The sequence below is a fragment of the Rhizobacter sp. P2_H3 genome (assembly GCF_056403355.1).
Genome location: NZ_JBFUFQ010000176.1, coordinates 1 through 12,288 on the forward strand (window position 1 = coordinate 1; position 12,288 = coordinate 12,288).

At 72.2% G+C, this 12,288-nt stretch carries 8 protein-coding genes; 2 read left to right on the forward strand and 6 right to left on the reverse strand.

The genetic code is table 11. The features are described 5' to 3' along the window. Positions 1 to 1,643: hypothetical protein (locus tag AC1D1T_RS24125; protein ID WP_477992608.1), on the forward strand; the 1,643-nt coding region annotated here is incomplete at its 5' end. Here the strand turns inward: AC1D1T_RS24125 and AC1D1T_RS24130 are convergent. The 6 genes from AC1D1T_RS24130 to AC1D1T_RS24155 all read right to left on the reverse strand — a co-directional run bounded on the left by AC1D1T_RS24130 (position 1,627) and on the right by AC1D1T_RS24155 (position 11,453). Beyond that, complete coding sequence (locus AC1D1T_RS24130) at positions 1,627 to 2,142, reverse strand: energy transducer TonB (RefSeq protein WP_477992609.1); 516 nt, start codon at positions 2,140 to 2,142, stop codon at positions 1,627 to 1,629. The two genes, AC1D1T_RS24125 and AC1D1T_RS24130, sit on opposite strands and share 17 nt — an antisense overlap. Before the next feature lie 95 nt (positions 2,143 to 2,237). Further along, positions 2,238 to 6,170, reverse strand: a complete 3,933-nt coding sequence (locus AC1D1T_RS24135; protein ID WP_477992610.1) for a D-alanyl-D-alanine carboxypeptidase family protein — start codon at positions 6,168 to 6,170, stop codon at positions 2,238 to 2,240. An 18-nt stretch (positions 6,171 to 6,188) separates the two neighbouring features. Next, positions 6,189 to 7,322 carry a hypothetical protein gene (locus AC1D1T_RS24140; RefSeq protein ID WP_465115004.1) on the reverse strand — a complete coding sequence of 378 codons (1,134 nt, stop codon included), beginning with the start codon at positions 7,320 to 7,322 and terminating at the stop codon, positions 6,189 to 6,191. Between the two features lie 31 nt (positions 7,323 to 7,353). Beyond that, positions 7,354 to 7,665 carry a hypothetical protein gene (locus AC1D1T_RS24145; RefSeq protein ID WP_477843232.1) on the reverse strand — a complete coding sequence of 104 codons (312 nt, stop codon included), beginning with the start codon at positions 7,663 to 7,665 and terminating at the stop codon, positions 7,354 to 7,356. A gap of 49 nt (positions 7,666 to 7,714) precedes the next feature. Then, entirely contained in the window at positions 7,715 to 8,989 is a 1,275-nt protein-coding gene (locus tag AC1D1T_RS24150; RefSeq protein WP_477843234.1) for a hypothetical protein, read from the reverse strand. After that, positions 8,982 to 11,453, reverse strand: coding sequence for a hypothetical protein (locus AC1D1T_RS24155; protein WP_477992611.1), 2,472 nt, complete (start codon positions 11,451 to 11,453; stop codon positions 8,982 to 8,984). Before AC1D1T_RS24155 ends, AC1D1T_RS24150 begins: the two co-directional genes overlap by 8 nt. Positions 11,454 to 11,670: 217 nt before the next feature. Between AC1D1T_RS24155 and AC1D1T_RS24160 the strand changes: the two genes are divergently transcribed. Beyond that, the coding region (locus AC1D1T_RS24160; RefSeq protein WP_477992612.1) for a hypothetical protein at positions 11,671 to 12,288 on the forward strand (618 nt) is incomplete at its 3' end.

Here is a 12,288-nt window from a genome sequence, read left to right on the forward strand (position 1 = left end):
CGCTCGCGCAGCGCGAGAGCCAGCGGGCGCAGGCGGTGCAGGGCTTCCTGACGAGCCTGTTCACCGCCAACTCGCTRCAGCAGGCCGATCCGCTGCGCGCCCGCCAGACCACCGCGCGCGAGCTGCTCGAGGTCGGCGCGAAGCAGGCGGCGCAGGCGCTGAAGGATTCGCCCGAAGCGCTCGACGAGGTGCTCGACACGCTGGCCGACATGCATTTCCAGCTCGGCCTGTTCGACGAGGCCGGGCAGCTGCGGCTGCAGCGCGTCGAGGCGGCGCGGCGCTCGTTCGGTGCGCACGACGCGCGGCTCGCCAATGCGCTGCTCGCCTACGCCCGCGACGTGAACCACACCGACGACCGCGCCCGCGCACTGGCCGCGATGGACGAAGCCCGGCAGGTGCTCGATGCGATCGGCGACGACGCGTCGGAGACGCGCGGCTGGATGTGGATCAACCGCGCCGAGATCGAGCAGTACGTGTCGTTGGCCGGCATGCGCGAGGCGGCGCAGCAGGCGGTCGCGCATTTCCGGCGGCACCCGGCGCAGTGGTCGAGCGGCTACGAGGCGCTGCGCAACCTGGCGCGCTCGCACCACCTGGCTGGCGATGCGGCCACCGCGCAGGCGATGCTGAAGGAGGCGCTGGCCGAGATCGACCGGCACGAGGCGGCGCCGTCGGCCTGGTCGGTGACGCCGCTGGTGCAGCTGGCCGAGGCGCAGGCGGCGGCGCGCGATTTCAGCGCGGCCGAGGGCAACCTGCGGCGCGCGCTCGACCTCTCGCGCAAGCTCAGCGGCCCGCTCGACGGCGGCACGCTGCAGACCCAGGCCAAGCTGGGGGGCCTGCTGCACAGCCTCGGGCGGCGCGATGAAGGCTGGCGGCTGCTCGATGACGCGCGTGCCGCGATCGAGCGCCCCGATGCGAACGCAACGCCGGCGGCGGTGGGGGCGGTGAACCGCTTCCGCGGCGATGCCCACCATGCAGACGGCCGCTTCGCCGAGGCCGATCGCGACTACGCACCCGAGCTGGACGACCTGCGCGCGCACTACCCCGGCTCGGTGCCGCTCGCGCGCGAGATGCTGCTGCAGGCGCGCAACTGGACCGCGATGGGCCGCCATGCCGAGAGCGGCCGGCAGATCGAGGAGGCGCACCGCATCTGGCGCGCCGTGGGCAGCGGCGTCGCAGCACCGGCCACGCACAACCCGTTCATCTTCGAGGCGGTGCGGTTGCTGCTGGCGCAGGGGCAGGCCGCGCAGGCGATCGAGCGGCTGAAGGAGATCGTGCTGGTCGATGACGGCGGGCCGCAGCTCGACCGCGTGCAGTGGCTGCTGTTCAGCGGGCGTGCCGCGCTGCAGCTGCAGCGGCCGGCCGATGCCCGCGCCCAGGCGGCGCAGGCGCTGGCACTGCTCGCACCGGAGCGCGAATCGGCTCGCTTCGATGACAAGGAGGCCGACGCGCTGCTGCTGCAGGGCGAGGCCTGGCTCGCGGAGGGGGACGCGAAGGCAGCACGCGCGCCGTTGACACGGGCCGTCGCATTGCGCGAGCGGCTGGCCGCACCGGGCAGTGCGTGGCTGGCCGAGGCGCGGGTGGCGCTTGCGCGATGCCTGCGGGCGCTGAACGAGCGCGCCGCCCCGCTCAGTCGGCCTTCATGAGAATGCGCACGGGGTACTGCATCGCACACGGCACGCCGTTGCAGCGCGCCGGCTTGTACTTCGCCTTCATCAGCACGGCGGCAGCGTACTGCGTCAGCCGGTCGTCTGGCGAGGACATCACCGACACCGCCGTCGCCTCGCCGCTGCTGTTCACGTCGACGGCGAGCAGCAGCCTGCCGTTGACGTGCAGCCGGTTCCTCCCATCCGCAAGCGCCCGTACGATGCCGCGCGGGCCGTTGAGCGGGTAGGGCGGTTCGTCGTCCGGCCCCATTTCCTCGTACTGTGCCTTGACGACGCGTTGTTGCTGCGGCGTCAGCTCGCCGTAGGGCTTGTCCAGCGGCAGGTTGGAGTTGGCCAGCTCGCGCACGATGTGCGTGCCGCCGCTCGGCTCGGTCTGCTTCAGCGAGTAACGCTTCGGCGGCGTGGCATCGGCGGCAGAGGCGATCAGCGGCGCGCACGACAGCAGCCCGGCGGCCAGGGCGATGAGGTTCTTTCGCATGCGGGCAGCATAGCTTCCGGACGCGGGGAACGCTTCATCAACCCGGTGGAAATGCAGGGCCACCGTGCACGAGCACGGTGGCCGGCACCCCCGGTTCAGGCACTCAGGCCGAGCGAGTAGCCGGCCGGTACCCGCCCCTCGATCCCCGGGAACCACACCTGGCCGATCGCCGGCAGCTTCGCGCCGCGGCCCAGCGCGGCACTGCCGGTGAACACGTCGAAGTGCGCGCCGAAGATCGCGCCGCCGGTGTCGTTGACGGTGAACCAGCCGTCGTGCACGAAGCTGCCGCCGCGGCCGTCGGGCAGCGCCAGGCCGTCGTACTCCTTGATGTAGACCGGCGTGTGCGCCGGCACCAGCCCGCCGTGGCCCTTCCAGCGCGGCTCCGAGTTCGCCTTCAGCCCGAGGTCGGCCGCCAGCGTGCGGAATGGCGTGTACGCCACACCCCGCTGCATGCCATAGCCCACGCCGCGCCGGGCGGCGGGCACCTCGTGGAAGGTCATCGCGCCGACCACGCGGCCGTCCTTGACCGAGATGCCGGAGTACCTCGTCGATACCGGCGGCTTGCCCTGCGCCGCGAGCCGCGCGTTGCGGCGAGCGTAGGCGCGCTCGTGGTAGTCGAGCACCGCGGCATAGCGCTCGTGCGACACCGCGGTCGATTGGCCGGTCACGTTGACCAGCCGGCCATCGCCCAGGCGGGCCGTGCCTTCCAGCGACAGCTTCGCGAAGAAGGCCGGGCTGCCTTCGGCGATCGTGCGGCCGTCGTCGCCGAGGATCGGGATGCGGATGGCACCGGTCGGATCGTCCGACTGGTCGACGACGTGGTAGGTCGTCAGCCGGAAGGTGCGGTACGCCGACGGGTCGGTGGGCGGTTGCGGACGGGCGCCCGGAGTCGCGGTGGAGGGCGCGGGCGGTGGCGAGGCCGTGGCCGGCGCGCCCGCCCCGGCCGACGCGGTCCCGCGCTCGCGCAGCGACAGCAGGTAGCGCGTCGGGTTCAGCAGCGAGGCCGGCGCATTCTTCTCGTCGCGCCACCAGCGGGCGGTGTTGGTGCTGCCCTTCACGTAGGTCTCGAAGTGCAGCATCGCGGTGTCGCTGACGAAGCCGATCGCCTGGCCGGCTGCCACGCGGTCGCCGACCGACAGGCCGTTGCGCTTCAGCGAATCCTTCGTCAGCTCGCCGTAGTTGGCGACGATGCCCGAGCCTTCGTGCTCGATCAGCAGCCGGTAGGTCTGCTGGCCCGAGGCGGCGGCGTAGAAGAACGCGAACGACACGATGGTGCCGCTCTCGCAGGCCAGCACCACGTCGCCCTTCTTCGCGAACAGGTCCACACCGACATGCCGGCGCCGCGTGGCCACGCCGTTGCGCTTGCCCTTGCGCTCGGCGAGGAACATGCGGCCGGCGCGGCCCTCGATGCCGTTCGGCTCGCGGAACTTGTACGAGATCACGCGCGCCTGCGGGTGCGTGGTGCGCAGCGGCCAGTGGCTGCAGGGCGGCGGCAGCGGCGCGAACGGCACCGGCCGGCCCGCAGGCACCGGCACGGGTGCCTTGTCGCCGAGGGCCTGGTCGAGCTCGTCGGGCGTTTCCGTCTCCGGATCGAGTTCGCCGGCGTCCTCGGGCTCGGCGTCGGCGGCTTCTTCCTCGTTGTCCTCGAACGATTCGGCCTCGTCGTCGGGGCCTTCGTCGTCGGCCAGGGCCTCGTCATCGCCAGCTTCGTCATCGCCCGTTTCGTCGTCCGCAGCCTCGAACTCGTCCGCGAGCGCCTCCAGCTTGTCATCGCCTTGCTCGTCGTCCTGCTCGGCCTGGCGATCGATCTCTTCCAGCGCATCGGGATCCTCGCCCTCCAGCGGCAGCCCCTCCTCCAGTTCGTGCTCGCCGCCGCTCGCCAGGCCTTGCAGCAGCGCCGGCAATTGCAGCCCTGGCACCTGGTGGTGCTGCCCTGTCTCCATCCGCGTCACATGCAGGTTGCCGCCGCGTGCGCGCAGGAAGGCATCCCCGCGGTCGTGGGTCGCCGAGCCCTTCAGGTAGAAGAAGTGCGCCTGCAGGCCGGGCCGGTCGGCGAGCCAGCGTTTCCAGTCCGCGGGCTCGCCGACGTAGGTCGAGTCGAACGCCCACACCTGCGCCAGCTGTGCGAGCGCGCCCTGGTGGGCCTGCGCATCGGCGTGCAGCGCGCGCAGCGGCTCCAGGAAGTCGTAGGCGCGCGAGTGCCCCGAGACCACCAGGCGGTTCAGCGCCGGTGCCTGGCCGCGGCCTTGCACGCGTGCCACGTCGGCCAGCACCTCGGCGATCAGCGCGTTCAACCGTGCCGGCTGGGCCAGCGCGCTCCAGCGCGGATTGCGATGGCCGCCGGCCGTGACGCCGCCCGGCGCGTTCCAGTTCATCGCGGGCACGATGAGCACCATCGGCAGCGTCGAGGCATCGACCAGCGCGCCCAGGCGGAACGGTGCTGCGGTGATGAAGCCGCCCGGCGGCTTCGGCGGCAGCGAGGGGCCGCGCAACAGGCCGTGCACGTGGAACAGCACGTCCACGCTCGATTGCCCGAGAGCAGCCTTTGGCACGAAGACCGCCACCGGCTCGGCATACGAACTCGCCTTCATCAGCCAGACCTGGCCGCCGAGGTGGGGCACCGGCGTGGCGCTGACGGACGCTGAGCTGGAAGGCGACGCTGCCGCCGCCGAGGGCAGCGCATCCGCCAGCGCCGTCTGCGTCGCGACGTCGAGCACCGCGCCGAAGCCGAGGTGGCGCTCGGCGCGGAAGGCCGCGAGCGCCTGGTCCAGCCTGGCGTCGCGCGTGCCGAGCGCCGCGAACATCGAGGTGTGCGAGAGGTGCTCCAGCGCGCGCTGCGTCAGCGCGATGTCGGTGGAGCTGCCCGGCTCCGAGCTGCCGCCGAGCCGGTGCTTGTCGCGAAAGCGGGCGAGCGCGGCGCGCGTCAGCGGGCCGGCATCGCCGTCGTCGGAGAGCCGCTCGCCCGCGGTGGCGTTCAGCACGCGCTGCGCAAAGCGCACCCACGCCTTGGGCTGGCCACCGGCCGACAGCGTGGTGGTGGCGGTCGCCTTCGCAGACGTCGATGCAGGAGCCGAGCCCCCCTCGAAGCGCGCCTTCAGCCCCGGCGGGTTGTATTCCCAATGCCAGGGCTCGCGGCGGTACGGGTACCAGCCGAAGGCCTTGCCGCGCAGCATCATCCACTTGTAGACCGGCGAGCGGTACATGCGCACCAGCTTGGCCATCTTCTCTGCGGTGCGGGTCTGGCTCTTGCCCGACACATCGAGGCCGCGCACCGACATCTGCAGGTCGACCGCCAGGCCGTACATGTGCGCGGAGTGGCCCTTGGCCACCGCCTTCGCATTCGGCTGCGAGGCGCTCAGGGCCGCCTGGTGGCCGGCCGAACGCCACGACGAGGTGATGTCCAGCGTCACGCCCTCTTGCAGTGCCGCCTCGCGCATGCGCACGAAGGCCGCGCTGGCCTCGGCGTACAGCTGCGCGCCTTTCTGGCCCGGCACGGCCACCGGGCGGTGCGCGCGGAACGCGATCTTCGTGTCGCCCAGGTTCACGCGCCGCTCCGGCGTCACGCGGGCCATGTCGGCGAACAGCCGCTCCGACAAGGCCCAGTGCGCCTTCACGGCCGCCGTCGCCGAGCCGCCGGGGGGTACGTTGTCGGGGAACTCCACGTCCTTCCAGTCGACCTCCTTCAGGTACTTGCGCTGCAACGCCGCGTCCGGCAGGCGCTCCAGCGCCGAGCGGCGCAGGTCGAGCACCCAGGTGCGGTCGTCGGCCGACAGCGGCGCATCGACCACTGGCGTGTCGTCGACTTCGGACTCGGGGGCTTCGTCGTCCAGTTCGTTGTCCAACTCGTGGCAGCGGCAGGCCTCGCACTCCGACTGCGCGTCGTCCTCATGGTCGACGAGCGCGAGCCGCACGTACGGGCTTTCGAACAGCAGCGCACCGAGCCCGGCACCGCGGGCCGGCGGCGCCTCGGGGGCGGTCTCGTGCTCCGGCGTCGGGTAGGCCGACAGGAAGGGGGAATCCGGCTTCATGGCATCGACCTCCGGCGCTCAGTTGGGCGCGACCTTGCGGGCCTTGACATCGCGGCCGGTGATCGCTGTCCAGTGCGTGATGATGGTCCGCATCGCCGCCTCGGGGGTGGCCTGCAGCGTGGTGTCCGGCGTGAACAGCGCGCGCACCTTGTCGGTGGTGTCGTAGTCGTTGCTCTCGATCTGCGTCAGGATCCGCGAGATCGCGTCGGCGATGTCGAAGAAGTGCTTCGACAGCCCGTGCGCCGGCAGGCCGACGCGCTCCGCGACCTTGAACAGCCGCTGCTCGGTGCCGTTGGCCTGCGCCCGCAGCGACGCGACGATCGGCGCGCTGGCGCCATCGTTCTTGTACTCGAGCGTCAGGTGGAACCACGCCATCGCGGTCACCGCCGAGAACTCCTCGCGCGACAGGTTGCCGTCCTGGCGGCGCGACAGCAGCATGTTCTTCAGCTTGCTGGCCAGCGTGACGATCTTGGCCGGGTCGGTCGGGTTGCTGCTGGCGCTCGCGGTGACGTAGGTCATGCCGACCCAGACCTCGCGCAGGAACTCCTCGAAGGTCGGCACGAACTCGGCGTTCGCCGCCTCGGCGCGCACGTAGGGCTGCGGCTTGCCGTCGTCCATGCCGTGGTTCAGCTCCATGCCGAACATGCGCTGGTAGGGGTTGCGGCGGTTCGCGCGCAGGTCGCTGCGGATGTGGCTGACCAGCGAGGTGACGAAGAACGGCGCGCCGTCCTTGAAGAACAGCTCCTCGGTGTTGCGCAGCCAGGCCTGCGAATCGGCATCGGGCACGCCGAGCTTCTCGCCGTGCACGAACTCGTGGACCACGCGCTTGAACACCTCGTAGGCGCGGGTGTTCTCGATCATGTAGGCGTAGATCAGGTGGTCCCAGCGGAACTGGCGCGCGATCTCGACGGGGTCGCCGCCACTGCTGTCGAAGAAGGTCAGGATGTCGCTGAGCTCGTCCGACAGCGGCGCGCCCAGCGGGCTGGGCGTCGGCGAGGCGCTGAGCGCGCTGCGGCGGTCGGGGTCGCCGAGCGCCTTGGCCTGGATGTCGAAGCGCTGGCGCCAGGTTTCTTCCAGCAGCCAGGCGAGCTCGGCCGGGTGGGCCCTGAACAAGGTGTCGGGCGAGACGAGGGTGGCGAAGTGTCTGAACATGACAAGGTCTCCGTGGGTCAGGGGGCGCGGCTCAGGGCAGGTTGCGCAGGGCGGCCGGGTCGGCGAGCGTGGACAGCTGGGCCGACAGCGTCTGGAAGCGCAGCGCCACGTCGAGCGCCGGACCGATCAGCCCGGTGGGGGTCGGGATCTGCTGGTTGGCGCGGGTCAGCACGGTCAGCAGCAGCTGGGTGAGTTGGTCGGTGGACGGGTTGTGCCCGCCCCACTGCTGCGTCTGTTGTGTCGTCTGCTCGGTGGGCGTGTCAGCCTGCGCCTCGGGGGCGGTGTCGGCGACGGGGGCGGTGCGGCGCGTGCCGCGGGCGGGAGAGGGCGGGGCCTTGGCCATGGAAATGCTCCTGTAGGTGCGTGGTGGTGGTGGGTGGAAGTGGTCGGGATCAGGCGGGCTGCAACGCGCCGCCCATCCGCAGCATCGATTGCTGCTGTTGTTCGAGGATGCGTTTCGCCTCCTGTGGCTGGCCGCCGCAGCGGGCGAGCTGCAGCCCGGTCAGCCCGAGCGTGCGCAGCGGCTCGGTCCACAGCCAGTGGGCCGACGTGAACAGCGCCGGGCCGAGCGTCGACTGCAGTTCGTCGAGCGCTGCCGGGCTGACGCGCTGCGGGTGCAGCAGCTCGCGCAGCGAGCGGCCGCGGAAGCAGCGCATCGGCGTCTCGACCAGCAGCCGCGCCAGCTCCGGCAGCAGCGGCTGCGAATCGGTGATCAGCGCGCGCGTGCCGCTGTCGACACGCTCCAGCGGGTGCAGCCCGGTCCAGGCGAGCTCGAGCTCGTCCCACGGTCCTGCGCCGTAGCAGTGGCGGCACAGCGCCGCGCCGAGCTGCACGCGCAGGTAGCTGACCGGGTGCGGGTCGCCCGGCGAGAAGCGGAACACCAGGCTCGGCTCGCCCGACAGCACGTCGTGCAGCGCGGCCACGCTCGCGAAGCCGGTGTGGCCGAAGGCGAACGCATCGGCGGCGATCTCGCTCGCCCACGAGGCCCACACGTCGGCCAGGTCGCCATGCGAGCCGGCCTGGGCGAGCCCGTGCTGCAGCAGCGTGCGCAGCTCGTCGTTCCAGCCGGTGATGTGCGCCACCTGGTGGCCGGCCTCGTGGATCAGCGCGGTCGGCCGCAGCAGGTTGTGGCGCGTGATCTTGATGGTGGCGACCGGGCACACCGCGCCGCCGTCCCACAGCCGCAGGCCGGCCTTCATGATCGCGGCGCCGGCGCCGCTGTCGAGGTAGGTCAGCACCACCGGCGTCGGGTGGCCCAGCTCGTCGAGCACCTGCGACATGCTGCGGTAGGCCAGGCTGTCGCAGGCGCGCAGCATCGCCGCCACCTGCGGGTTGGTGCGGGTGTTGATCGCGTCGGCGAAGAAATCCAGCGTGGTCTCGGTGCGCAGGTACTGGCGCCGGAACGCCAGCAGCAGGCGGCGCACCTGCGCCTGCGCGGCCGGGCTGCGCGCCGCCTGGCCGTGCGCCAGCAGCACCTGTGCATCGGCCGCCAGCGCATCGACCTTCGCCTGCAGGTGGCGGCGCAGCGCGAGCCCGAGGTACTGCTCGAGCCGGCCCCAGGCCGCCTCGCCGGCCAGGTCGTCCAGCATCAGTCGCGACGCGGCCAGCACCCAGTGGGCGATCTGGCGCTGCGTCTGCAGCGCGGCGGCGGCTTGCAGTTCAGCCACAGCGGTGCCCCGGTGCCACGTCGACCATCACCGCGGGGGCCGGGTCGAGCGTGAGCTGGGCCGGCGCGGCACCGCGGCCGGCCATCGCGTCGCACACCGCCTTCAGCGCCGGCGGGTGGGCGATCGAGAAGCGCAGCGTGACGCCGTCGGCCGCGTTCTCGGTGGCCGCGATGAAGGCCGCCGACTGCGTCTGGATGAAGCTCGCGAAGCCCTGCACCAGCCAGTTCTGCAAGGCCCCCGCATAGCGCCGGGCCTGCGCCTGCGGCAGGTTCTGCATGCCGGCGCTGGCGGCCGGCGAGGCGCCGGCATGCACCAGCCGCAGCCCGCGGCCCGGCGGGCCGGACAGGATGTGCTGCAGGCGGCTTTGCAGCGCACGCCCGAAGCCGGCGCTCAGCACGCCGGCATTGGTCGACTGGCGCAGCCGCATCGCGAGCTTCTGCGCCTTGGCTTCGCTGAGGAAGATGCAGGCGCGGATCTGGTCCTGCGTGCAGTCGAAGCGCAGGCCGAGGTGCATCGCGCGGCGGGCATGGGCCAGCCCGTGCGCGTGGCCATGGCGGTGGCCGTGCCGCCCGTGCATCGCATGCGGGCGGCGCCCGCCGACGTCGACGCGGTAGAGGCGCTGCCCCATCGCGGGCCGCTGCCCGTTGCCGTCGACGGCGCGCCCGAGGCCGGGCGCGCCGAGCAGCGTCGCGGCGGCCTGCGGCGTCAGCGGGTGCAGCTCCTGGCTGCCGAGCGCGCCCGAGGCATCGCCCTGCTCGAACTCGTTGCGGGCGATGTCGGCGAGGCGGGTGCCGGGCAGGGCTTCGTACAGGTGCAGCTGCGCATCGGCCGCCTCGCCTTCGGGCAGGCCGAGCTGCTCGTGCAGGAAGTCGGCGAGCGGTGCGCCCTCGAAGCTCATGACCTCGCCCGCCATGTGCGGCGTGATGCGCACGTCGAACACCCGCGTGCAGCGCTTGTAGCGCTTGCGCCCGCGCAGCGGCAGCATCACCCAGCCGGCATCGATGCCGGCCTCGAGCAGCTCGGGCCGCTGGCGGTAGATGCCGGGCGGCAGCACCGCCGGCAGGTTGGCGGCGGCCGCCTGCTCGAAGGCCTCCATCGCATAGCCTTCGAGCAGCTCGGGCTGGTCGAGCACATGGTCGGGCAGCGCGGCGATGCGGCCCACCGTCTCCTCGACGGTGGCGGCGACGGCCGAGGCGGCGAGGCCGGCCTCCTGCTCTTGCGTCATCTCTTGCGTCATCTCTTGCGTCACCTCCTCGCTCATCTCCAGGCTCAGCAGCTTCAGCCCGGAGTCGACGATCGCGCGCGACAGCACCGCCGCCTGCTGCGGGCCGACCAGGTTGGCGATCAACTTCGCCAGCAGCGGCGACAGGAAGTTGATGACGCGCGGCCGGCCGATCAGCCGGATGCCCAGCTTCAGCACCGGCAGCAGGGCCGGGATGAAGTTCTCCATCATCGGCTGCGGGCTCTCGCCGGGCCGCAGGTCCTGCAGCTCGTGGATGAAGCGCTCGCGCGCGTCGTCGAGCTCGGCGAAGACCGGCGGCGCCTCGCCCTGGCCGAGCGCGACCGACTGCGCGACCTCCATGTCGAGCTGCGTCTCGTCCTGCGCGAGCACGGCGTTCGCGACCTGCTGGTCGAACTCCTGCTGCGGCAGCGGGGCGTCGGCGCCGGCCACGTCCTGCACGCCGGCGGCGGCGGCATCCGCGGCGGTGGCATCGGGGGCCGTGGCGGTCGTGGGGGCCGGTGCCGGCTCGGGCGGTGCGAACCCGAGCTTGCGCGCGAGCTGCAGCGCGATCGGCTGCACCGGCGCCGGCAGGTGGCCGATGGCCTTCTGCAGCACGCGCTGCAGCAGCGGCTTGACCAGTGCCTTGATGCGCGACAGCAGTGGCCCGAGCGTGAGCTTCGTGATGCCCTGGATCGCCGTGCCGGCGACCTTCTTCACGACACCGCCGACCTTCTTGAGGAGCTTGCCGAAGAACTGTTCGAACTGCGGTTCCTGCTGCATCTCGTGGCTCGCGGCCGGCGTGTAGCCGTCGACGAAGGCATCGACCTCGCCCTCGACCAGCCCGGCGCCCTGGCGCGGGCCGAATTGCTGCGCCATCGCGTCGACCGCCGCCTCGCATTCGCGCACCAGCGGCGCGAAGTGCTGCATCACCGCCCGGTCGGCCTGGCCGCGCGGCATGCCGGCGGAGAGTTGCCGGTCGTGCAGCGCGCGGGCGTGGCATTCGAGCTCGAACAGCGCCTCGTCGAACTCCTCGTCATGCAGCTCGTCGATCAGGCCGGCACAGGCCTCTCGCATCGGGTCGTCGTAGGCCGTCTCGTCGTCGCCGGCTTCGTACACCGAGATGAAGGGCGAGCGCGTCGCGGCGCGCTCGGAGATGCCGTAGCCGACCGAGGTCTCGGACTCGGTCGGCGGGCTGAAGCTGTCGAAGGCCAGGAACGGCGCAGGGATGGTGGCAACACTCACGGCAGGCACTCCTCGTTGGATTCACGGACAAGGCCGCACGGGACGGCATCTCTTGACTGTGAAAACGCAAAGGCCGGCGCGAGTCCGACAGCGCGAACTAGGGGGGTGGTGGCGAGTCCCCCGGAGTGCGGGGGACAGGGCCGTGGCGTCCTTCCGAATGAGGATGCAGTGCACCCTGCAGCGGCGTCCACTCGGCCTGTTACCTCCGAGGCCCCCGATGATCGACGCCTACCGGAATCTCGACATCCGACTGTTCAACCACGTCCGGCCCGGCCTGGACGGGGAGCGCTTCTGCGTGCAGGTCGATGYGTCGCCGGCCGGCGAGCAGGCCGTGCCGGAGGAGGTGTGCGTGCCGGCGGACCTGGCGCACCAGCTGGCCGCGCTCGACGCGCGCCGGCTCGGCGGCCAGCGCAGCGAGCTGGTCGCGCTCGGGCAGCGCATCGGCGGCCTGCTGCTGCCGCCGAAGGCGCGCAGCTTCTTCACGAACTCGCTGGCCAAGCTGGCACCGAACGAAGGGCTGCGGCTGCGCATCAAGTGCATCGCGACCGAGCTCGACGTCGTGCCCTGGGAGTTTGCCCATGTCGAGCGCGACCTCGACGGCGGCGGCGCGGCGCTCGGCCTGCGCGGCTTCCTGGTCGGCGACAGCCGGATCTCGGTGGTGCGCTACGAGGTGTGCTCGCAGCTGGCGGCCGCGGTGCAGGGCCGGCGCACCGGCTGCCGGCTGCTGGYCGTGCCGTGCGAGCCCGAGGACCGCCGCACGCCGGGCCAGCCGCTGCAGATCGACCAGGACCTGGACAACCTGCGCCAGGCGGTGGCCGCGGTCGGCGGCCTGGAG

Bases quoted from the DNA above. Each gene is read 5' to 3' on its own strand.
- AC1D1T_RS24130 (WP_477992609.1), bottom strand. From the start codon at position 2,142: ATGCGAAAGAACCTCATCGCCCTGGCCGCCGGGCTGCTGTCGTGCGCG.
- AC1D1T_RS24135 (WP_477992610.1), bottom strand. From the start codon at position 6,170: ATGAAGCCGGATTCCCCCTTCCTGTCGGCCTACCCGACGCCGGAGCAC.
- AC1D1T_RS24140 (WP_465115004.1), bottom strand. From the start codon at position 7,322: ATGTTCAGACACTTCGCCACCCTCGTCTCGCCCGACACCTTGTTCAGG.
- AC1D1T_RS24145 (WP_477843232.1), bottom strand. From the start codon at position 7,665: ATGGCCAAGGCCCCGCCCTCTCCCGCCCGCGGCACGCGCCGCACCGCC.